Here is a 20,902-nt window from a genome sequence, read left to right on the forward strand (position 1 = left end):
TCGCTTCACAGATCATATCAAAGCGCATGGGCTGAGAATAAATCGTGTTCCGGTTCCGGTGCCGCCCGACAAACTGGATGCCGTTATCCGTGAGACTGGTATGGACCTGGGAGGCGTACGCGGGTCAGCCTTTGAGGGATCGCCGGTGCGAGGGCACCGAGACAATCGTCCAGCGGTAGACGCCTATGGCGCCTGAACGCGGGGGCAATCGCGTCCTCGGTTTTCTACAGTACAGTGGCCGCAGCTCCTTCGGACCCGTCTTCATATCCTCAATCGTCGGCCGCTTGCGCCACCTCGTGACAAACCAGGGGGTAAACCCCCTAGCTGCCCGACAGCAGCAGGATGAAGGCGGTGAAGGCCAGAAACTCGAACATCGGCATGGTCAGAAAGCTGTTCATTCGTGTGGTGTGCATGCTGATGCTCCTATCCGGTTTCGGCTCTGCCCTTCGGAAACAGGTGGTTTCCAAGGGCACAGCCGCGTGTCTGTATAGACCGCAAGGGTGAACGGCCCGTTACTCGTGTTTCACGGCCCGGCCTGACGCGCTGCTCGGGGAAATGAAAGCTGTGGCGCCGGCCGTAATTGCGGCCGTCTGAAAAAATATCTTCATGAACTGATAGCCCCCTGGCCGAAACCTGGCCGGTAAACACATTCGTGCCGCGAATAGGCCATAGTTCGCGTTGCCCGACAAGAAAACCGCGCCTTTGGGCCGGATTGCGGGGCCGAGAGGGGGGCGGTGCGTGACAGTGGCGGGCTCGCATCCGCATTGTTCACGCGGCGGCGCCAGCGAATCTCGCAGGCGCAGCATCGCCCTTGCGGCCACAAAAAAGCCCCGGACCAATGGCCGGGGCTTTTCACTGCGTCGGTGGCGGCTTCGCTTATGAGGCCTTGGCGAGATTGCGCAGCACGTAATGCAGCACACCGCCGTTTTCGACATATTCGATCTCGACCTCGGTATCGATCCGGCATTTGAGCTGGATCACCTTCACGGTCCCGTCGGCATAGGTGATGGTGCAGGGCACCTCCGACAGCGGCTTCAGATCACCCGCCAGCCCGGAAATGGCGATGGTTTCATCCCCCTTCAGGCCCAGCGATTTGCGTGTGTCGCCGCCGGTGAGCTCGAACGGGATCACGCCCATGCCAACCAGGTTGGAGCGGTGGATACGTTCGAACGATTCGGCGATCACCGCCTTGACGCCCAGCAGGGCCGTGCCCTTGGCCGCCCAGTCGCGCGAAGAGCCCGCGCCATATTGCTCGCCGGCGAAGATCACCAGCGGCGTGCCCGCCTCCTGATAGGCCATCGAAGCGTCGAAGATAGAGGTTTCGGCGCCATCGGGGCCTTTGGTGTAGCCGCCCTCGACCCCGTCCAGCATCTCGTTCCGGATGCGGATGTTGGCGAAGGTGCCGCGCATCATCACCTCGTGGTTGCCGCGGCGCGAGCCGTAGGAGTTGAAGTCGCGCGGGGCGACCTGGCGCTCGGTCAGGTATTTGCCGGCGGGCGTGGTTTCCTTGAACGACCCGGCCGGGCTGATGTGATCGGTGGTGACCATGTCGCCCAGAATGGCCAGAACCTTGGCGCCGCTGATGTCGGAGATCGTGCCGGCCTCGGCGCTCATGCCCCGGAAATAGGGCGGGTTCTGCACATAGGTCGATTGCGGCGGCCAGTCGTAGGTCTGGCTGTCGGTGGTTTCCACCGCCTGCCATTTCTCGTCGCCTTTGAACACGTCGGCATATTTCGACATGAACGCCTCGCGCGTCACGGTCTTCTCGACCAGTTCGGCGATCTCGGCGTTGGTCGGCCAGATGTCCTTCAGGAACACCGGGTTGCCGTCCTTGTCGATGCCGAGATGGTCGTTGGTCAGGTCGATGTTCATGTCACCGGCGATGGCATAGGCCACGACCAGCGGCGGCGAGGCCAGATAGTTGGCGCGCACGTCGGGCGAGATCCGGCCTTCGAAGTTGCGGTTGCCCGACAGCACCGAGGTGGCAACCAGATCGCCCTCGGCGATCGCTTCCGACAGTTCCTTCTGGATCGGGCCGGAATTGCCGATGCAGGTGGTGCAGCCATAGCCCACCAGGTTGAACCCGAGCGCGTCCAGATCCTCCTGCAGGCCGGCGGCCTCCAGGTATTCGCTGACGACCTGAGAACCGGGTGCGAGAGAGGTTTTCACCCAGGGCTTGCGCGTCAGGCCAAGTGCGCGCGCCTTGCGTGCCACAAGGCCGGCGCCGATCATCACATAGGGGTTAGAGGTGTTGGTGCACGACGTGATAGATGCGATCACGACGGAACCGTCGCGCAGCTCGTAATCCTCGCCCTTCACCTTTACCGATTTGCGCGGGTCCACCATGGTGTCGGGGGCGGGGGCCTCGTTCAGCATGTCATGGGCGTCGTTGCTGTCATCCTCGCCACGGTATTCCGACACGACCTTGAAAAAGCCCTGGGCGGCCTTGTCCAGCGGGGTGTAATCCTGCGGCCGTTTCGGGCCCGAGATGGCGGGCACGATGGTGCCCATGTCAAGCTCCAGCGTATCGGTATAGACCGGCGCGTAATCGGCGCCGCGCCAGAACCCGTTTTCCTTGGCATAGGCCTCGACCAGCGCGATGCGGTCTTCGTCGCGGCCGGTCTGGCGCAGATAGCGCAGGGTTTCATTGTCGATCGGGAAGAAGCCGCAGGTGGCGCCGTATTCGGGGGCCATGTTGGCGATCGTGGCCCGGTCGGCCAGCGGCAGGTGATCCAGCCCCTCGCCGTAGAATTCGACGAACTTGCCGACCACGCCCTTGACGCGCAGCATCTCGACTACCTTCAGCACCAGGTCGGTGGCGGTGGTGCCCTCGACCATCGCGCCGGTGAGCTTGAAGCCGACGACCTCGGGGATCAGCATCGAGATCGGCTGGCCCAGCATCGCGGCCTCGGCCTCGATCCCGCCGACACCCCAGCCCAGAACCGCCAGGCCGTTGACCATGGTGGTGTGGCTGTCGGTGCCGACCAGCGTATCGGGATAGGCGACGGTCTCGCCGGCCTGATCGGTATCGGTCCAGACGGTCTGGGCCAGGTATTCCAGGTTCACCTGATGGCAGATGCCGGTACCGGGCGGCACCACGCGGAAGTTGTTGAACGCCTTCTGACCCCATTTCAGAAAGACGTACCGCTCCATGTTGCGCTCATATTCGCGGTCCACGTTCATCTGGAAGGCGCGCGGGTTGCCGAACTCGTCGATCATCACCGAGTGGTCGATGACCAGATCCACCGGGTTCAGCGGGTTGATCTGCTGGGCATCACCGCCAAGCGCCACAATCCCGTCGCGCATCGCTGCCAGATCGACCACCGCCGGCACGCCGGTGAAATCCTGCATCAGCACGCGGGCCGGGCGATAGGCGATCTCGCGCGGGTTCTTGCCGCCCTTGGCGGCCCAGTCCGAGAACGCCTTGATGTCGTCCACCGAAACGGTGAAGCCGCCATCCTCGAAGCGCAGCATGTTTTCCAGCACCACTTTCAGCGCGGCCGGAAGTTTGGAGAAATCGCCGAGCCCGGCGGCTTCGGCCGCGGGGATCGAGTAATAGGCAACGCTCTGCGCGCCGACGCTGAGCGTGCGGCGGGTTTTGGATGTGTCTTGTCCGACGGTAATGGGCATGGTCTGGCTCCCTCAGGTGATACGGAGGTTCTGGATTGTCTTGCTCTTGCCTGATCCCGAAGCGGCAATCAAGTGGTTGCGCGATTTTTTTGTATACCATTGCACACAAAGATGCGGCGTTGCGTAAAAACCGCCCTTCGTGACACTCTCGAAACCTTGATTGGTATGCGAGCGGCCCGTGTCATAGGAAGGGCCGCGACGGGACGACGGGAATAAGACGGGAACAAGGGGAACCATGCGAATGAGCCGCATCTTTCGCGCAGCCTGTGCGCTGTGTCTGATATTGGCCGGGCCGCTGAGGGCCGAGTCAGACGCGCCCGTGGTGATCGAGCTGTTCACCTCGCAGGGCTGTTCGTCCTGCCCGCCGGCGGATGCGCTGCTGGGTGAACTGTCGAAACGCGAAGATATCATCGCTCTGGCCCTGCATGTGGATTACTGGGATTACATCGGCTGGAAAGACAAGTTCGCCTCTCCGGCCTTCACCAACCGTCAGAAAGCCTATGCGCGGGCGGCGGGAAGCCGCACCATCTATACCCCGCAGATGATCGTGGGCGGGGCAGACCATCTGATGGGCTATCGCCCGATGGATCTGGCCGATCTGATCCAGGCCCACCGCGCGGCGGCCCGGCCCGTGACGCTGCGGCTCCGGCGGGACGGCGGCGGGCTGATCGTCCAGGCGGCCAGCGAGCGGCCGCTGGACAAGGAAGTGGTGCTGCAGCTTGTCAGCTATATCCCCGAAAAGACGGTGGCGATCACGCGCGGCGAAAACGCGGGCCGGACGGTGCGTTATTCCAATATCGTCACCAGCCTGACGCCGGTCGCCCGGTGGGACGGGCGCACGCCGCTGGCGATGCGGTTCGAAATGGCCGATGACGCGCCGGTGGTGGCGATCCTGCAGGAAACCGGCGCCGGCCCGATCATCGCGGCTGCGCGGCTGCGCTAAGGGCCTATTCGCCGCGTCCCGCGCGGCTCCGCTCTTCGGCCATTCTGGCCTGGCGCGCGGGTTTCCAGCGGCGGTGGACCCAGAACCATTGTTCCATATGCTTGCGCGTCTGCGCCTCGAGGCTGTCGTTCAGCGCCTGGGTCATGGTCATCGCGTCGCTATGCGGGATCGGGGATTCCACCACGATCTCGAAGTTCAGCCCGTCGGGCTGCCGCACGCCGTAGATCGGTATCAGAAGCGCGTCGTATTTCAGCGCCAGCTCGGCGGCGGAAAGCGCGGTGGGCGCGGGCTGGCCGAAAAAGTTCAGCGGTGCGCCGTGGCCCATGAACTGATCCACCATGATGCCGATCATGCCGCCGCCCTTCAGAAAGCGCAGCATCTGGCCATAGCCCTTGCGCCCGCGCGGGAACAGCGGCTCGCCCATGGTGGCGATGGCCTTTTCGTAATGGGCGTTGAAAAAGACGTTCTTCATCGGGTTGTAGAGCGAGCCGATGGGGTATCCCCGCCCGGTCAGGGCGGCGCGCGGCACGTCGAAATTGCCGAAATGCCCGCTGACCAGAACCGCCGGCCGTTTGTCGGCGCGCGCCTGTTCCAGCGCCGCGACGCCCGCGCCCTTCAGCGGCAGATCCTTGATCCGGTCGATGAACTGCTGGCCCGAGTAGATCTCGATGACGGTGCGCCCGACATTGTCGGGCACCTGCCGCACCAGGCGGCGCACCTCGGCCTCGGGCAGGTCGGGCATGACATGGGCCAGATTGGCGCGCACCCGCGCGTCATATCCGGCCAGCGGCGCGATGATGCGCGCGGTGATCCAGCCCATCAGCCGCACCCGCGTGGCATAGGGCAGGGCCAGGGCAAGGCCGATCAGCCCGCGCAGGATGCGGTCGCTCAGCCAGTCGCCGAAGCGGGTGCCGGGTTTGCGCGTCTTTGCCATGGGAACCCTTTGCTGTCCGTTTCCCCCGCCGCGCGGGTCTTGCGGCGCCAGACATAGATTCCACGCGCGCCGATCGCAAGCGCGGCCCGAAAGCCGGGCGCGGCAGGGGGCTGTCACGGGTCTTCATCGGGGATGATGAGCGTGATCTCGCCGGTCTCCTGCAGGGCGCGGATCGCCATGACGACCTCGCCCATCGCGGCGTCGGCCTCTTTCGGGCGGACCGGGCCGATCTCTCCGGCCCGTTCGCGCAGCTGATCCGCCAGGCGTTTGGACATGTTGCCGAGGATGAACTCTGCCACCTCCGCATCCGTGGCCAGCGCCGCCGCCAGTGCGGTGACAAGCGCGGCCTCCGGCACGCTGCGCGTGACGGCCGGAATGTCGCGCGGGGCGATCCGGGCGGGGATGTCCTGAAAGGTGAAAATCGCCTTGCGCACGGTTTCGGCGAAGGCGGCATCGGATTCCTCGAGGCCCGCCAGAAGATCATCGCGCGTCGCGGCGGGCGAGACATTGAGGATTGCCCCGATCCGCGCCGCCGCGGGCGTGTCGAAGGCTGGCGGCGGCGCGCTGGCGATCTGCTCCACCAGCGTCTGGCCGATGCGTGCGACCGTTTCCGGCCCGACCTGCCCGGTCAGCGAAATCGCGCAGGCGATGCGCCGGGCCTGCGCGCCCGGCAGTTTCCCCAGAATCTCGGCCGCCTTCACCGTCGCCAGTTTCGACAGCAGCACCGCCGCCACCTCGGTGCTTTCGGCCTGAACCATCGGGATCAGCGTCTCGGTCTCCAGCGCGGCGATGGTTTTCCACGGATCGGCGGGATGTTCGCCGCTGGCCGCGCGCAGGCCAGCGGCGGCGGTTTCGCTGATATGCCCGTCGAGCAGCGACAACGCCCCGTCAACCCCGCCGGGAAAGGTCAGGCCCACCCGCTCCATCTCTGTCAGGAACTCGCCGACGACGGCACGCAGGGTTTCACCGTCGATATAGCGCATCGCGGCGATCTCGGCGGTCAGCGCCGCTTGCAGATCGTCGGGCAGCGTATCGAGCGGCAGGCGCGCCCCTTCGCTGAGCAGCAGGCGCACGATGATGGCGGCCTTGCGCCGTCGGCTGAATAACACGGGCGGGGGCGCCGGCGGTGCCGGGGCATGGGGCAGGGCGAGTGTCACGCGGGTTCTCCTTCACGTCCGGGGCAGACTGGACGCGAAGGAGTTAAGGCGCGGTTTATACGTCAGCGCGGCCCATGAAGATTATGCCGGACGTCAGCTTGTGGTCTGCGCGACGCAGGTGCCGGTTTGGGCGTCGAACACCTGGCCTTCGGCGCATTGGCTGGCGGTGGTTTCGTGTTTCCACTGGCATTCCGCCGAAGCAAGGGCGGGCGCCAAGGCAAGTATTGCGGTTACGAAAAGGGTCTTGAGAGTCATGTCACGTCTCCCGGTTCTGCAATGCCCAAAGGGTATCACGCCACGCGCGAATCCCGAAACGGCGATTGCAGAACCGGCGCGCGCCGGTCAGCTTTCGCCGAAAACCCGGGCAAAGATCGTGTCGACATGCTTGGTATGATAGCCAAGATCGAATTTTTCCTCGATTTCGGCGGGGCTGAGGGCGGCGGTGACATCCGGGTCGGCCAGCAGTTCGGTCTTGAAATCCTTGCCTTCCTCCCAGACCTTCATCGCGTTGCGCTGCACCAGCTTGTAGGCATCCTCGCGGCTGACGCCGGCCTGGGTCAGCGCCAGCAGCACCCGCTGCGACATCACCAGCCCGCGGAACTTGTTCATGTTGGCCAGCATGTTCTCGGGATAGACCACCAGCTTGTCGATCACCGAGGTCAGCCGGGCCAGTGCGAAATCCAGCGTGATCGTGGTGTCGGGGCCGATGTTGCGCTCGACCGAGCTGTGGGAAATGTCACGCTCGTGCCAGAGCGCCACGTTCTCCATCGCCGGAACCACCGCCATGCGCACCAGCCGGGCCAGGCCGGTCAGGTTTTCGGTCAGCACCGGGTTGCGCTTGTGCGGCATGGCCGAGCTGCCCTTTTGCCCGGCGGAAAAGAATTCCTCGGCCTCGAGCACTTCGGTGCGCTGCATGTGGCGAATCTCGATCGCGACATTCTCGATGCTGCTGGCGACCACGCCGAGGGCGGCGAAGAAGGCCGCGTGGCGGTCACGCGGGATCACCTGGGTGCTGATCGGTTCGGGCACCAGGCCCAGCTTTTCGCAGACATGCGCCTCGACCGCAGGGTCGATATTGGCGAAGGTGCCGACCGCGCCCGAGATCGCGCCGGTGGCGATTTCGAACCGCGCCTTTTCCAGCCGGTTCCGGTTGCGCTGCATCTCGGCATGGAAGCGGGCGAAGGTCAGGCCCATGGTGGTGGGCTCGGCATGGATGCCGTGGCTGCGGCCGATGCGCACCGTATCCTTATGTTCATAGGCGCGGCGCTTCAGCGCCTCGAGCAGCTTGTCCATATCGGCGATCAGGATGTCGGCGGCGCGCACGAGCTGGACGTTGAAACAGGTGTCGAGCACATCCGAGCTGGTCATGCCCTGATGCACGAAGCGGGCCTCGTCATTGCCGATGATCTCGGCCAGATGGGTCAGGAAGGCGATGACGTCATGCTTGGTCACGGCCTCGATCTCGTCGATCCGGGCCACGTCGAATTCCACGTCCCTGGCCTTCCACACCGCTTCGGCGTTTTCCTTGGGGATGGTGCCGAGGGCGGCCAGTGCGTCGCAGGCATGGGCCTCGATCTCATACCAGATGCGGAACTTGGTCTCGGGCGACCAGATGGCGACCATCTCGGGGCGGGAATAGCGGGGGATCATCGGCGGGCCTTGCTTGTGTTGCGGGATCGGGGCCGTCATAACCCCGGGCGGGCAAAGCGGCAAGGGAGGGAAGGCATGCCGGAGCTTGCGGCATTCGAAGGTGACTGGCTGCTGGAGCGGCAGATCAGCGACGCGCTGGCCGGTGCCGCGGGGCGGTTCGACGGGCGGGCCCGGTTCGCGCCGGGTGCCGACGGGCTGATCTATGACGAAGAGGGCGTGCTGCATCTGCCGGGACAGCCGCCCATGGCCGCCACCCGGCGCTATCTGTGGCGCGCCGAGGCGGCGGGGATCGCGGTGTTCTTCGACGACGGGCGCCCGTTTCACGGCTTCGGCAGTACAGGAAGTGAGCAGGCGACGCATCATTGCGGCCCCGATCTTTATCAGGTGCGATATGACTTTTCAGACTGGCCGCGGTGGCGCACACTCTGGCGGGTGACGGGCCCGCGCAAGGACTATGTCATGCGCAGTACCTACCGGCGGCCTGGTGATTGAGGCTTGCGCGTGTGCCGCCGCTGGGGCAAAACCGCGCGAAACGGGAACAGGAGGCGACTTGAAAATGACGACTGCAACGACGGACAGGGTGCTGGTCGAGACGATCGGCGCGAGCGAGGGCATGGCCCTGCGGGTGAAACAGGCGGTTCTGGTGGTGCTGGGCATCGCGGTGCTGACGATCTGCGCCCAGATCAAGGTGCCGATGTGGCCGGTACCGGTGACCATGGGCACCTTCGCGGTTCTGACCGTGGGCGCGGCCTATGGCCCGCGTCTGGGTCTGGCGACGATCCTGGGCTACATGGCCATCGGCGCGCTGGGGTTTGACGTTTTCGCCTCGTCCACAGCCGAGAAGAACGGGCTGGAATACATGATGGGCGGCACCGGCGGCTACCTGCTGGGCTATGTGCTGGCCACGGTTGCCCTGGGCATCGCCGCGCGGCGCGGCATGGACCGTTCGGTTTCGGGCATGGCGCTGGCGCTGCTGATCGGCAATGCGCTGATCTACGTGCCGGGCCTGCTGTGGCTGGGCCAGCTTTACGGCTGGGACAAGCCGATCCTGGCGTGGGGTCTGACGCCCTTCCTGATCGGTGACGGGCTGAAGCTGGTTCTGGCGGCGCTGATCGTGCCGGGCGTGTGGAAGCTGGTGGGCAAGGCCCGCGGCTGATCCTACTGCCGGATCTGATCTGAATGCGAGGCGCAGCCGATGGCTGCGCCTCGTTTCTTTTGCGCCCTTCGGGCGGTTTTGCCTCCGGCGGGGATATTGGGACGGAAAAGAAACAGGGCGCCGGTTTGCCCTGCCGCCGCTCAGGCCATCAGCCGGGTTTCGACCATGCTGCGCCGTTCCATCGTCTGGTGCACCGGGCATTTGTCGGCAATCTCCAGCAGGCGTGCGCGCTGAGCGTCGTCCAGCGTGCCTTCCAGGACGATCTCGCGGGTGAAACGGTCGATCTTGTGGTCGGCGCCATGCTCGGCGTCCTGGGCGTGGACCTTGTCGTGGGTCACGTCGACGCGCACATGTGTCAGCGGCCAGCCCTTGCGGCGGGCATACATGCGGATCGTCATCGAGGTGCAGGCGCCCAGCCCGGCGGCCAGAAAGCCGTAGGGCGACATGCCCCTGTTGGTGCCGCCATAGGCCTTGGGCTCGTCGGCCAGCATGTGGTGGAAGGGGCCGTTCTGCACATCCTGCAGGAAGCCGGCGGGATCGGATTCGGAGACGCGCACGATGCCTTCGGGCGCGCCGGGCGGCGGCGGCGGCGGGGTCAGGGCCAGGTAGCGGCGCGACCAGGCGGCGATCACCTCGGCCGCGTATTCGGCATCGTCGGGGGCCGATATCAGGTGGTCGGCATCGTCGAGCGTGACGAAGCTTTTGGGATGTTTGGCGGTGGCGAAGATCTGGGTGGCGTTGTCGATGCCCACGACCTGATCGCGCGGGGCGTGCATCACCAGAAGCGCCCGTTTCAGCCCGGCGATGGCCGGGCCGAGCCGGGCTTCGGCCACGTCGCGGATGAAATCGGCGCCGATATGCACCGGCCGCCCGCCCAGGTGCATCTCGATCGAGCCGTCGATGTGCAGGTGCGGGTCGGCGCTGGCGAAATTGCGGGTTACATGGGCCGGATCGAAGGGGGCGCCCAGGGTTGCCACGGCTTTCACGCTGTCCAGGCTGCCGGCGGCCCGGAGCACGGCCGCCCCGCCCAGCGAATGGCCGATCAGCAGGCCGGGCGCCATGCCGCGCCGTTCCAGATAGCGGGCGGCGGCGATCAGATCGCCGACATTGGTGGTGAAGGAGGTATTTTCGAACTCGCCGCCCGAGTGGCCCAGCCCGGTGAAATCGAACCGCAGCACGGCGATGCCCATCGCCGCCAGCCGCTGCGCGATTCGCCGTGCGGCGTGGATATCCTTGCCGCAGGTGAAGCAATGGGCGAAGAGCGCGGTGCCCAGGTGCGGCCCCTCGGGCAGGTCGAGCCGGGCCGCAAGCGCATCGCCGCTGTGGCCTTCGAACGTGATCTTTTCCATCGGCATGACGGCGCTCCTTCGGTTTGTGCTTCGGCGCAGAGTGGGGCCCGATGCCCCCTGTCGCAAGGGCTGTGACAATGCCATAACGCCAAGGTGAGGCAATGCGACAGGACAGGCGGCTTATCGGCATGGGGCGAGTGATGATCTATGCGCTGGCGGCGGCGGTTTTCGTGACGCTGGGGCTGAGTTTCGCGGGGGCGCTGCACCCGCTGGGGGATTCGCTGGCGGTGTTCCGGCTGCCGCTGGCCGGGCTGGCGGCGCTGCTGTGCGCGCTGATCTGGCTGAGCGGCCTGCGCCGCGCGGCGCTGGCCGGGCTGGCGCTGCTGGCGCTGGCCGAGGTGCCGGTGCTTCAGAGCTATTTGCGCGCAGGGGCCGGCCATGACTTCACGCTTTATCAAAAGAACCTTTACGCCCGCCCCGCCGACCGTCAGGCCCAGATCGCGGATATCGCCGCCGTGGCGCCGGATTTCCTGACCCTGCAGGAAACCGTGCCCAGCAACCGCCATGTGCTGGCCTCGCTGAAGGAGCAGTTGCCGACACAGCTTGACTGCGCCGAACCGGGCCAAAGCGGGGTCGCGCTCGCATCGCGCTTTCCGGCGATTCCGGGCAGCGCGATCTGTGCGCAGCGGCTGGCCGCCCTTCAGCTGAACACGCCGAAAGGAGCGGTCTGGCTGGTGTCGATGCATCTTCACTGGCCCTGGCCGCATGAGCAGGCCGAACAGCTTGCCGGGCTGCTGCCGGTGCTGCGCGGGCTGGAGGGGCCGGTGATCGTGGCGGGGGATTTCAACATGGTGCCGTGGTCGCACACGGTGCGCCAGGTGGCGCGGGCCACGGACGGCACGCGCGCGGGGCCGGTGCGCGGCTCTTATGACCTGTTTCATTTCATGCCCATCGCGATCGACCATGTGCTGGCGCCGGGCGGCGGGGTGAACCGGCTGCGCGGCAAGCTCGGGTCTGATCATCGCGGCCTTGTGGCGCATGTCGCGCTCTGACCGGGGCGCCGGGCGAGAGGGGTTTCCCTTCGCCGCCGCCTTCCCTAGCATCGGCGCGATCCACAAAAGACGACGGTTCCGATGATCCTGCAGCGCAGCCTTCCGCACACCCCATGGTCCGACCCGCGCCTGTCGCGGCTGCCGGGCACGCAACCGCTTGATTTCAAAGACTGGCTGGTGGTGGATGACGCCTATTCCGCCCAGATGGCCGAGCGCGACAGGCTGATCGCGGAACAGCCTGCGGCGGTCTGCGCGCTTGACCCATCGGCGCGGGAGGCGGGCGAGGAATTGCTGGAGCTGGTGCTGGGCGATCTGGACGCGCGGCCCGCGTTCCGCATCGCGGCCGATGGCGTCACCCGGCCCGATGGCGTGCTTGTGCCGCTGGACCGTACCGCGCCGATGCAGACCCTCGGCCGGCTGGTGCAGGAAGATTTCTGTATCCTTCAGCCCGGCGGCGAAGGCGAACATATCCTGAGCGGCGCGATCCTGTGTTTTCCCTCGGAATGGACCCTGGCCGAGAAATTCATGCGCCCGCTCAGCCGCATCCACCGGCCGGTCGCGCCCTATGACGCGAATATCGCCGCCCGTGTTCAGCGCATGTTCGACGCGGTACCGCCGGGCAGGGTGCTGTGGCGGGCAAATGCGCATCCCTATGACGACCCGTCGCTGTTCATGCCCCGCCCCGAGGTGCCGCCGCGGCAGCGGGCGCAGTGGAGCGCGCCCTTCGTGCGGTCGGAACGGCAGTGCATCCTGCGCCTGCCGGAAACCGGGGCAATCGTGTTTTCCATCCACACCTACGTGCTGCGCCGCGAGGATCTGAGCCCGGAACAGCGCGCCACGCTGCCCGGTGCCGGAGAGGCGCAGGGATGAACGGCGTTCAAGAGCAATACGAGGCCTATCCCTATCCCGAACGTGATCCCGAGGAAGAACGCCGGCGGCTGATCGTCGGCTCGCCCTCGCATCCGCATGAGATCGATCATTTCATCTATGGCGGCCGGCGCGACTGGCGCAAGCCGTTGCGCGCGCTGGTGGCGGGGGGCGGCACGGGCGACGGGCTGATCCAGCTTGCCGCGCTGATGGATCGGGCCGGGCGGCCGTGTGAGATCACCTATCTCGATCTCAGCGTCGCGGCGCGCAAGGTGGCCGAGGCGCGCGCCGCGATACGGGGACTGAGCGGCATCCGTTTCATCACCGGCAGCCTGCTGGACGCAGCAGATCACGGCCCGTTCGATTATATCGACTGTTGCGGCGTGCTGCATCATCTGCCCGATCCGCAGGCCGGTTTCGATGCGCTGGCGGCGGCGCTGGCGCCCGATGGCGGGATCGGGCTGATGGTCTATGCGCCTTACGGGCGCAGCGGGGTCTACCCGTTGCAAGAGGCGTTCGGCGCGGTGCTGCCCGGCTTGCCGCCGGCAGAGCGGCTGGCGCGGGCCAGGCGGATCTTTGAACGCCTGCCCGAGGGGCACCCGTTTCGCCGCAACCCGCACCTGGTGGATCACGAGCAAAGCGACGCGGGGTTCTATGATCTGCTGCTGCACAGCCAGGATCGGCCGTTCACCGTGGCCGAGCTTGCGGCGGCGCTGTCGGGGGCCGGGCTGGATCTGGTGAGTTTCAACCAGCCCGCGCTTTATGATCTGGCGCGCCTGCTGCCGCCCGGCATCGCGCCGCCCGAAAGCATGGGCCGGATCGCGCGGATGGATGTGGCGGAAAAGCTGCGCGGAACGATCAAGACCCATATCGCCTACGCGGTGCCCGCAGGGCGTGGCGCGGTGGCGCAGGCACGGGCAAGCGACCGTTCGCTGGTGCCGCATCTGAAAGGCGTTCCCGGCCCGCAGCTTGCCCGCGCGGTGGCCGCCAAGGGGCAGATCACGATGACGGCCGGCGCCGAAAAAAGGGTGGAGACAGTGCCGAAAAGCGCGGCGCCGCTGATCGGCCTGATCGACGGGCGCCGCCCGCTTTCGGCCATCGGCGCGCGCGCCGGGCTGGACCCGATCGCCTTTTCGGCGCGCTGGGGCGTGATCGACAGGGCGCTGTGCGGCTGGGGCATGATGCTCTACGCGCAGCCCGCATAAGCCGGCGGGCCCCCGCGAACGGGAACCCGCCTTTGCCTGAGAGGGCTGGGTTAAACCATCATCGACAACAGGGTCTGTGTGGCCTGGGTGGATGCCAGCCCGACGCCGACCCCGGTCAGGGCCATGGCACGCGCCGTCATCTTCAGGTTCTCACCGCGCAGCACGTTGTAGATCAGCATCGCAAAACCCACCGGGAAGGACAGCACCATCAACGTGATGGTCATCACATAGACCGAAAGCTGTTCCAGCAGGCCGATCTCTTCGGGCGGCGCCGAACGCTTTACATCTTCGCTCTCGATCATGTCGCTTGCGAAAATGCGGCGGCGGGCGCGGCGCAGCCGCTCTTCCTCGCGGCTGTCGCCGGTATAGCGGCGGGTCGTGGTCTCGCCGGGCATGTCGCCGCGCACCGCGTTGGCAAAGCTTTCGTCCAGCCGGTCGTGGTTGCGCGACACCTGCATGTGGCTTTCCTGAAACTTGCCGGCGCCCATCGCCATGCCCATCTTCGGGCGCGGCGTCGCCTCGGCCGCCGCGCTGCGTTCGGGTCGGCGCGGTTGCGGCGCATAGCCCGTCAGGGTCGGCGATTCGAACTCTTCTGCGGTGAACAGGGTGTTGGAATGGCTCCAGTGCACCAGGCTTGCCTTCTGGCTGCGCAGAAGATGCCGGACCACATGGAAACAGGCGCCCAGCAGGATACGGTCGGGGACCACGCGGCCCGCGCCCCGCTCGACCGACACGACAAGCGACGCCTGAACGCTCTCCAGCAGGGTTTCAACCATGGTGGTGCTTACGCGGGACTGGGTCGGGCGGGCGACGCCGCTCAGATCACGCGCGAAATTCTCGTTCGGCCCGTAACCAATGCGCAGCACGATGCTTTCATTGATGAAAACGGCGTGGCTGTCTTCGGCAACAGCGGTTTCATCGAACTCAAGCGCGATATTGCGGAAAGGGCGTTCCAACTCGTTAACCAGATTAACAAAATCCACGCCGAGCGGGCAGTCGAACAGGATCGTTGCATCCACGCTGCTCGTTTGATCAAACATTGTCATTCTCCGTCACTCGGAAGTCATCTGATGCAAACCAACCTGACACCCGAATGCGGAGACAGTAGGGCCGTTTTAAAGTTTATTCTCCTTATCTCGGTCACAATGGGTTAATTGTTGCCACAATTGTACAGGGGCGCCCGAAGGCGCCCCCATTGTTTCCGGTTACATCTTGAAGATGTAATCAGCAGCTGTAGTACATCTTGTACTCGACCGGGTGCGGCGTGTGCTCGAAGGCATAAACCTCATCCCACTTCAGCTCCATGTAGCCTTCGATCTGGTCTTTGGTGAACACGTCACCGGCCAGAAGGAAGTCGTGATCAGCCGCCAGTGATTCGAGCGCTTCGCGCAGCGAGGCACAAACGGTCGGGATCCCGGCCAGCTCTTCGGGCGGCAGATCGTACAGATCCTTGTCCGAGGCTTCGCCCGGATCGATCTTGTTCTTGATGCCGTCCAGACCGGCCATCAGCAGCGCGGCGAAGCACAGATAGGGGTTGGCCGCCGGATCGGGGAAGCGGGCCTCGACGCGCTTGGCCTTGGGCGATTCCGCCCACGGGATACGCACACAGCCCGACCGGTTGCGCGCGGAATAGGCGCGCAGAACGGGGGCCTCGAAACCCGGGATCAGACGCTTGTAGCTGTTGGTCGAGGGGTTGGTGAAGGCGTTCAGCGTTTTCGCGTGCTTCAGGATGCCGCCGATGAACCACAGTGCCTCGTCCGACAGATCGGCATATTTGTCGCCCGCGAACAGCGGCTTGCCGTCTTTCCAGATCGACATGTTCACATGCATGCCGGTGCCGTTGTCGCCCGAGATCGGCTTGGGCATGAAGGTCGCCGTCTTGCCATAGGCGGCGGCGACGTTGTGGATCACGTATTTGTACTTCTGCAGCTCGTCGGCCTGATGGGTCAGCGAGCCGAAGATGAGCCCCAGCTCATGCTGGCACGAGGCGACCTCGTGGTGATGCTTGTCCACCTTCATGCCCATGCGCTTCATGGTCGACAGCATTTCGCTGCGCAGATCCTGTGCGTCATCGGTCGGGTTCACGGGGAAATAGCCGCCCTTGATGCCCGGGCGATGTCCCATGTTGCCCATTTCATACTCGGTGTCCGAGTTCCAGGCCGCGTCCTGCGCATCCACCTGGAACGAGACCTTGTTCATCTCGACCGAGAATCGCACATCGTCGAACAGGAAGAATTCGGCCTCGGGGCCCCAGTAGGACACATCGCCGATGCCAGAGGATTTCAGATAGGCCTCGGCCTTTTCGGCGGTGCCGCGCGGATCGCGCGCATAGGGTTCACCGGTGTCAGGCTCGACGATCGAGCAGTGGATGCACAGCGTTTTCTCCGCATAGAACGGATCCATGTAGGCGCTGTCGGTGTCGGGCATCAGCTTCATGTCCGACTCTTCGATCGACTTCCAGCCGGCGATCGACGAGCCGTCGAACATGAAGCCATCGTCCAGAAAATCTTCATCCACCTGGTCTGCCATCACCGTCACGTGCTGCAACTTGCCGCGCGGATCGGTGAAACGGATATCGACATATTCGACATCCTCGTCCGCAATAGTCTTCAGAACTGCGTCCTTGCTCATAATGACCTTCTTCCCCTCTTTGGATGGTCGCTGTGACCGGGCGCGCGCAGCGCCCCGGCCGGTGTAACAGTGTTCAGAGTGCGTCTTCGCCGGATTCGCCGGTCCGGATGCGGATGGCCTGTTCTATGGGCGAGACGAAAATCTTTCCATCGCCGATCTTGTCGGTCTTGGCCGCGGCGATGATCGCTTCGACGGCGCTTTCGACCTGATCGTCAGCCAGCACCACCTCTATTTTTACCTTTGGCAGAAAGTCGACCACATATTCGGCCCCGCGATAGAGTTCGGTGTGGCCTTTCTGGCGCCCAAACCCTTTCACCTCAATCACGCTGAGGCCCTGCACACCGATCTCCTGGAGCGCTTCCTTGACCTCGTCGAGCTTGAAGGGCTTGATGATCGCCTCGATCTTTTTCACAGGTCTCAACTCCCTTTTTGGATTGCCGTTTTGACAGGTGTGAGAACACTTTCGCCCGGCGGGAACAATTGGCTAGACTGGCCGGCGAAGGATGCCCCCAAGGATTCACTCCCGCCAGCCCTAAATTTATGCGTCACGCAAAAACAATAGGCAATATTGAAAGTTGACCGAGGAATGAATGGCTGAACCGCTGACATCTGCACAAATGCGCGCCATCGAACAGGCGGCAATCGGCGCCGGCGCCGTTACCGGGCTCGATCTGATGGAGCGCGCGGGGCGCGGTGTGGTCGAGGCCGTGTTTCAACAGTGGCCGGGCCTGGCGCAGACCCCGCACAGGGCGGTGATTTTATGCGGTCCCGGAAACAATGGTGGTGACGGGTTCGTAGTGGCGCGAATGCTGAAACAACGCGGCTGGGATATCGCGGTGTTCCTCTACGGTGATGCCGAAAAGCTGCCCGCGGATGCAAAAACCAATTGCGCGCGGTGGCGGGCGCTCGGGCCGCTGCACCCGCTTGATGCCGGCGCAAAGCCGCTGTCGCCCGCGCCGGATCTGGTTGTCGATGCGATCTTCGGCACCGGGCTGACCCGCCCGCTGGAGGGCGCCTTGCAAAAGCTGGCGCAGAGCCTGCCCGAGGGTCCCGCCACCTGGCACCTTGTCGCCGTCGATATCCCGACAGGGCTGAATGCCGACACCGGCGCCGTGCTCGGCGCCGCCTTCCCGGCCGAACTGACCGTTACCTTCCACTCGGAAAAGCGCGGCCACCGGCTCGGGGAGGGGCCGCGCCTGTGCGGCAGGATCGTCGTCAAGGACATCGGCCTTTCATCTTTCCAGAAAATATCCCCGCCGGAGGCATGAATGTCAAAAGACCCGCGCCATATCACCGGCGGCCCCGCGATGATCGACGCGCTGCGCAAAAAGCCCCAGCAGCACAAGTATGATCACGGTCATGCCCTGATCCTGTCGGGCGGTGCAGGGCGGGGCGGCGCCGCCCGGCTGGCCGCACGCGGCGCGCTGCGCATCGGGGCGGGGCTGGTGACACTCGGCTGCCCGCCCGCGGCGCTGCAGGAAAACGCGGCCCAGCTCACGGCGATCATGCTCAAACGGGTCGAGGACGCGCGGGCGCTGAAAGAGGTTCTGGAAGATACCCGCCTGAACGCGCTCTGCCTCGGCCCCGCCCTGGGCCTGGGCAAGGACACCCGCGCGCTGGTCGAAACCGCGCTGGCGGCGGGGCGCGCGACGGTGCTGGATGCCGATGCGCTGTCCTCCTTCGCCGAGGCGCCGGAGGCGCTGTTCGAAATGCTGCACCCCGAAACCGTGCTCACCCCCCATGCGGGCGAATTCGCGCGGCTGTTCCCGGATATCGCGGAGGCGCCGGCCGAAGGCCCGGCTCTTTCCAGGGTGGGCGCCACACGCGCGGCGGCCGCGCGCGCGGGCTGCATCGTGCTGCTGAAGGGCGCGCATACCGTGATCGCGGATCCGGGCGGGCGCTGCGCCGTCAATTCGGCGCTTTATGACAGGTCCGCGCCCTGGCTGGCAACAGCGGGCGCGGGCGATGTGCTGGCGGGGTTCATCACCGGGCTGCTGGCGCGAGGTTTTGCCCCGATGCAGGCGGCGGAAACGGCGGCCTGGCTGCATGTGGAATGCGCGTTGCGCTTCGGACCCGGGCTGGTGGCCGAGGATCTGCCCGACATGCTGCCGCAGGTCTTCCGCGCGCTGGAGGTCTGACCGGCGGGGCCGGGATCAGGCCGGTACGGCCACGCGGGCGGCGCTGCCAACCTCTATGCCATCGGCATAGAACACCTGTTCGTCATCAAAGATCAGCGACCAGACGCGCAGGCCGCACATCTCCCGCGCCGTCGCGATATGCGTGCCATCGGCCAGATGTTCGACCGGAACAAGGGCCTGTTCGGCGTCATAGAGCGCCCGGGCGCGCCAATCGCGCACGAGAACGCGCTGGCCCGGGGCCACCAGAAGCGTCTCGCACGGGTGATCATGCCCCAGCGCGCCGGGGCGGATGCGGAACGGCGCCCCGGCCAGCGTGCGCGCCGCGAGCCCGCGCAAGACACGCGCACCGCTGCGGGTGATGATACGATCGCCCTTGTTCAGAAATTCCACCGGCAGCGCGCCATCGAGTGTCAGAACGATGCTGCCCTGTGCCAGCCCGCCGACGGATCCGAAAGGATCGCGGCCCGTGCCGCCGCGCCGTGCGCGGCCATCCGTTGAATGAAACATGATAATACCTGCTCAATCCGTCTGTTTTTGTTTTGGGCAAGAATATGTCAAAATTGGGTTAGCGGCGAGTGATTTCTGTGATGCGTTTTCTGCTCGCATCCCATTCCAGCCTTTGCTAGAAGGGCGCGAAATTCAGGGGCGGCCCCGATATGTGTGGGGGCTGCCCTCGTGGTTTTGCGGGTGTGGCGGAATTGGTAGACGCACCAGATTTAGGTTCTGGCGCTGCAAGGCGTGGGGGTTCAAGTCCCTCCACCCGCACCAGAGATGGACGAGAAGGACGATAATATGCAGGTGACCGAAACCCTGAACGAAGGTCTGAAGCGTGGCTATCAGATCACCGTAAGCGCGGCCGAGCTGGACGCGAAGGTGGTCGAAAAGCTGACCGAAGCGCAGCCCGACGTCGAAATGAAGGGCTTTCGCAAGGGCAAGGTTCCGATGGCGCTGCTGAAAAAGCAGTTCGGCCAGCGCCTGCTGGGCGAAGCCATGCAGGAAGCCGTGGATGGCGCGATGAACGCCCATTTCGAAGAGACCGGCGACCGCCCCGCGCTTCAGCCCGACGTCAAGATGACGAATGAGGACTGGAAGGAAGGCGACGATGTCGTGGTCGAGATGACCTACGAAGCGCTGCCCGAGATCCCCGATCTGGACATGACGGGTGTCACGCTGGAAAAGCTGGTCGTGAAGGCCGCCGAGGCCGACATCACCGAAGCGCTGGAAAGCTTGGCCAAAAGCTCGCAGACCTTCGAGGATCGCGAAGAGGGGGCCGCTGCCGAGGATGGCGATCAGGTCGTGATCGATTTCCTGGGCAAGGTCGATGGCGAAGCCTTCGAAGGCGGCGCGGCCGAGGATTATCCGCTGATCCTGGGCTCCAACAGCTTCATCCCCGGTTTCGAGGATCAGCTTGTCGGGGCGAAAGCCGGCGATGCGGTCGAGGTGAAGGTGGGCTTCCCGGCCGAATACGGGGCCGAGAACCTGGCCGGCAAGGATGCAGTTTTCGAATGCACCGTGAAGGCCGTGAAAGCGCCGAAAGCGGCCGAGCTGGACGACGCGCTGGCCAAGCAATACGGCGCCGACGATCTGGACGCGCTGAAAGCCCAGGTCGCCGAGAGGCTGGAGGCGGAATATTCCGGTGCCTCGCGCGCGGTGATGAAGCGGGCGCTTCTGGACGTGCTGGACGAAAAGGTCAGCTTCGAGCTGCCGCCCAGCCTGCTGGAGGCCGAGGCCAAGCAGATCGCGCATCAGCTGTGGCACGAGGATAACCCCGAGGTCGAGGGGCATGATCACCCCGAGATCGAGGTGACCGACGAGCATAACAAGCTGGCCGAGCGCCGGGTGCGTCTGGGCCTGCTTCTGGCCGAGCTGGGCCGCAAGGCCGAGGTCGAAGTGTCGGATGCCGAGATGACCCAGGCTATGATGAACCAGGCACGCCAATATCCGGGCCAGGAGCGTCAGTTCTTCGAGTTCGTGCAGCAGAACCCGCAGATGCAGCAACAACTGCGCGCGCCGCTGTTCGAAGACAAGGTTGTCGATTACCTGTTCGAACTGGCCGAAGTCACCGAAAAGGAAGTGTCGAAAGACGATCTGCAGAAGGCGGTCGAGGCGCTGGACGAAGAATAAGCGTTTCCTTCAGACACGTAATGCCAGGCGGCCGTCCTTTGGGGCGGCCGTTTGCTTTTGCGCGCCGGCTGCGGCGGGGACGGTGCAATCGCCGTGACGAAAACGAAAAAGCCGCGCAGGTTTCCC

At 65.1% G+C, this 20,902-nt stretch carries 17 protein-coding genes, 1 tRNA gene and 1 pseudogene; 9 read left to right on the forward strand and 10 right to left on the reverse strand.

Annotation, left to right across the window (positions count from 1 at the left end):
- Window positions 1-876: 876 nt before the first annotated feature.
- The gene (gene acnA / locus GGR17_RS09025; protein ID WP_054538717.1) at window positions 877-3,630 is read right to left on the reverse strand and encodes an aconitate hydratase AcnA; all 2,754 of its coding nucleotides are present in this window, start codon (window positions 3,628-3,630) and stop codon (window positions 877-879) included.
- 235 nt (window positions 3,631-3,865) lie between these two features.
- On the opposite strand from acnA, the gene GGR17_RS09030 reads away from it, so the two are divergent.
- Window positions 3,866-4,573 carry a DUF1223 domain-containing protein gene (locus tag GGR17_RS09030; protein WP_054538718.1) on the forward strand — a complete coding sequence of 236 codons (708 nt, stop codon included), beginning with the start codon at window positions 3,866-3,868 and terminating at the stop codon, window positions 4,571-4,573.
- 4 nt (window positions 4,574-4,577) lie between these two features.
- Here the strand turns inward: GGR17_RS09030 and GGR17_RS09035 are convergent, their stop codons facing one another.
- The 4 genes from GGR17_RS09035 to purB all read right to left on the reverse strand — a co-directional run bounded on the left by GGR17_RS09035 (window position 4,578) and on the right by purB (window position 8,314).
- A complete protein-coding gene (locus tag GGR17_RS09035; protein WP_054538719.1) occupies window positions 4,578-5,507 on the reverse strand; it encodes a lysophospholipid acyltransferase family protein in 930 nt (309 codons plus the stop codon).
- A gap of 113 nt (window positions 5,508-5,620) precedes the next feature.
- On the reverse strand, window positions 5,621-6,664 hold the full coding sequence (locus GGR17_RS09040) for a FliG C-terminal domain-containing protein (RefSeq protein ID WP_255353414.1): 1,044 nt from the start codon (window positions 6,662-6,664) through the stop codon (window positions 5,621-5,623).
- 93 nt (window positions 6,665-6,757) lie between these two features.
- Window positions 6,758-6,919 carry a chitin-binding domain-containing protein gene (locus GGR17_RS09045; protein ID WP_173585960.1) on the reverse strand — a complete coding sequence of 54 codons (162 nt, stop codon included), beginning with the start codon at window positions 6,917-6,919 and terminating at the stop codon, window positions 6,758-6,760.
- Window positions 6,920-7,006: 87 nt separating this feature from the next.
- Window positions 7,007-8,314, reverse strand: a complete 1,308-nt coding sequence (purB, locus tag GGR17_RS09050; RefSeq protein WP_054538720.1) for an adenylosuccinate lyase — start codon at window positions 8,312-8,314, stop codon at window positions 7,007-7,009.
- Between the two features lie 75 nt (window positions 8,315-8,389).
- Here purB and GGR17_RS09055 point away from each other — a divergent pair, with 75 nt between their 5' ends.
- Window positions 8,390-8,806, forward strand: coding sequence for a DUF6314 family protein (locus tag GGR17_RS09055; protein ID WP_054538721.1), 417 nt, complete (start codon window positions 8,390-8,392; stop codon window positions 8,804-8,806).
- 64 nt (window positions 8,807-8,870) lie between these two features.
- Window positions 8,871-9,470, forward strand: a complete 600-nt coding sequence (locus tag GGR17_RS09060) for a biotin transporter BioY (RefSeq protein ID WP_037210023.1) — start codon at window positions 8,871-8,873, stop codon at window positions 9,468-9,470.
- A gap of 140 nt (window positions 9,471-9,610) precedes the next feature.
- Here the strand turns inward: GGR17_RS09060 and GGR17_RS09065 are convergent, their stop codons facing one another.
- Window positions 9,611-10,825, reverse strand: a complete 1,215-nt coding sequence (locus GGR17_RS09065) for a bifunctional alpha/beta hydrolase/OsmC family protein (protein ID WP_054538722.1) — start codon at window positions 10,823-10,825, stop codon at window positions 9,611-9,613.
- 95 nt (window positions 10,826-10,920) lie between these two features.
- Here GGR17_RS09065 and GGR17_RS09070 point away from each other — a divergent pair, with 95 nt between their 5' ends.
- From GGR17_RS09070 to GGR17_RS09080, 3 genes are all read left to right on the forward strand, one after another.
- Entirely contained in the window at window positions 10,921-11,811 is an 891-nt protein-coding gene (locus GGR17_RS09070; protein ID WP_082386577.1) for an endonuclease/exonuclease/phosphatase family protein, read from the forward strand.
- A gap of 81 nt (window positions 11,812-11,892) precedes the next feature.
- Window positions 11,893-12,681 (forward strand): heme-dependent oxidative N-demethylase family protein, encoded by a 789-nt coding sequence (locus GGR17_RS09075; RefSeq protein WP_054538724.1) that lies wholly within the window; start codon window positions 11,893-11,895, stop codon window positions 12,679-12,681.
- Window positions 12,678-13,883 (forward strand): class I SAM-dependent methyltransferase, encoded by a 1,206-nt coding sequence (locus GGR17_RS09080; protein WP_054538725.1) that lies wholly within the window; start codon window positions 12,678-12,680, stop codon window positions 13,881-13,883. The genes GGR17_RS09075 and GGR17_RS09080 overlap by 4 nt, the downstream gene beginning before the upstream one ends.
- 50 nt (window positions 13,884-13,933) lie before the next feature.
- Here the strand turns inward: GGR17_RS09080 and GGR17_RS09085 are convergent, their stop codons facing one another.
- From GGR17_RS09085 to GGR17_RS09095, 3 genes are all read right to left on the reverse strand, one after another.
- Window positions 13,934-14,923, reverse strand: a complete 990-nt coding sequence (locus GGR17_RS09085) for a hypothetical protein (protein ID WP_054538726.1) — start codon at window positions 14,921-14,923, stop codon at window positions 13,934-13,936.
- Window positions 14,924-15,107: 184 nt separating this feature from the next.
- Complete coding sequence (gene glnA, locus GGR17_RS09090) at window positions 15,108-16,514, reverse strand: type I glutamate--ammonia ligase (protein WP_054538727.1); 1,407 nt, start codon at window positions 16,512-16,514, stop codon at window positions 15,108-15,110.
- A 73-nt stretch (window positions 16,515-16,587) separates the two neighbouring features.
- Entirely contained in the window at window positions 16,588-16,926 is a 339-nt protein-coding gene (locus GGR17_RS09095) for a P-II family nitrogen regulator (protein ID WP_037210016.1), read from the reverse strand.
- 178 nt (window positions 16,927-17,104) lie between these two features.
- Between GGR17_RS09095 and GGR17_RS09100 the strand changes: the two are divergent.
- Window positions 17,105-18,652 (forward strand): annotated as a pseudogene (locus tag GGR17_RS09100) (NAD(P)H-hydrate dehydratase).
- Window positions 18,653-18,667: 15 nt separating this feature from the next.
- Here GGR17_RS09100 and GGR17_RS09105 read toward each other — a convergent pair.
- Window positions 18,668-19,159, reverse strand: a complete 492-nt coding sequence (locus tag GGR17_RS09105; protein WP_082386578.1) for a Hint domain-containing protein — start codon at window positions 19,157-19,159, stop codon at window positions 18,668-18,670.
- A gap of 176 nt (window positions 19,160-19,335) precedes the next feature.
- Between GGR17_RS09105 and GGR17_RS09110 the strand changes: the two genes are divergently transcribed.
- A tRNA-Leu gene (locus tag GGR17_RS09110) sits at window positions 19,336-19,420 on the forward strand.
- Between the two features lie 24 nt (window positions 19,421-19,444).
- Complete coding sequence (tig, locus tag GGR17_RS09115) at window positions 19,445-20,776, forward strand: trigger factor (RefSeq protein ID WP_054540374.1); 1,332 nt, start codon at window positions 19,445-19,447, stop codon at window positions 20,774-20,776.
- The last annotated feature ends 126 nt before the right edge of the window (window positions 20,777-20,902 follow it).

It is taken from the genome of Actibacterium naphthalenivorans (genome assembly GCF_014196965.1).
Classification (GTDB): Bacteria; Pseudomonadota; Alphaproteobacteria; order Rhodobacterales; family Rhodobacteraceae; genus Actibacterium_A; species Actibacterium_A naphthalenivorans.

Bases quoted from the DNA above. Each gene is read 5' to 3' on its own strand.
- acnA (WP_054538717.1), bottom strand. From the start codon at position 3,630: ATGCCCATTACCGTCGGACAAGACACATCCAAAACCCGCCGCACGCTC.
- GGR17_RS09030 (WP_054538718.1), top strand. From the start codon at position 3,866: ATGCGAATGAGCCGCATCTTTCGCGCAGCCTGTGCGCTGTGTCTGATA.
- GGR17_RS09035 (WP_054538719.1), bottom strand. From the start codon at position 5,507: ATGGCAAAGACGCGCAAACCCGGCACCCGCTTCGGCGACTGGCTGAGC.
- GGR17_RS09045 (WP_173585960.1), bottom strand. From the start codon at position 6,919: ATGACTCTCAAGACCCTTTTCGTAACCGCAATACTTGCCTTGGCGCCC.
- purB (WP_054538720.1), bottom strand. From the start codon at position 8,314: ATGATCCCCCGCTATTCCCGCCCCGAGATGGTCGCCATCTGGTCGCCC.
- GGR17_RS09055 (WP_054538721.1), top strand. From the start codon at position 8,390: ATGCCGGAGCTTGCGGCATTCGAAGGTGACTGGCTGCTGGAGCGGCAG.
- GGR17_RS09060 (WP_037210023.1), top strand. From the start codon at position 8,871: ATGACGACTGCAACGACGGACAGGGTGCTGGTCGAGACGATCGGCGCG.
- GGR17_RS09065 (WP_054538722.1), bottom strand. From the start codon at position 10,825: ATGCCGATGGAAAAGATCACGTTCGAAGGCCACAGCGGCGATGCGCTT.
- GGR17_RS09070 (WP_082386577.1), top strand. From the start codon at position 10,921: ATGCGACAGGACAGGCGGCTTATCGGCATGGGGCGAGTGATGATCTAT.
- GGR17_RS09075 (WP_054538724.1), top strand. From the start codon at position 11,893: ATGATCCTGCAGCGCAGCCTTCCGCACACCCCATGGTCCGACCCGCGC.
- GGR17_RS09080 (WP_054538725.1), top strand. From the start codon at position 12,678: ATGAACGGCGTTCAAGAGCAATACGAGGCCTATCCCTATCCCGAACGT.
- GGR17_RS09085 (WP_054538726.1), bottom strand. From the start codon at position 14,923: ATGTTTGATCAAACGAGCAGCGTGGATGCAACGATCCTGTTCGACTGC.
- glnA (WP_054538727.1), bottom strand. From the start codon at position 16,514: ATGAGCAAGGACGCAGTTCTGAAGACTATTGCGGACGAGGATGTCGAA.
- GGR17_RS09105 (WP_082386578.1), bottom strand. From the start codon at position 19,159: ATGTTTCATTCAACGGATGGCCGCGCACGGCGCGGCGGCACGGGCCGC.
- tig (WP_054540374.1), top strand. From the start codon at position 19,445: ATGCAGGTGACCGAAACCCTGAACGAAGGTCTGAAGCGTGGCTATCAG.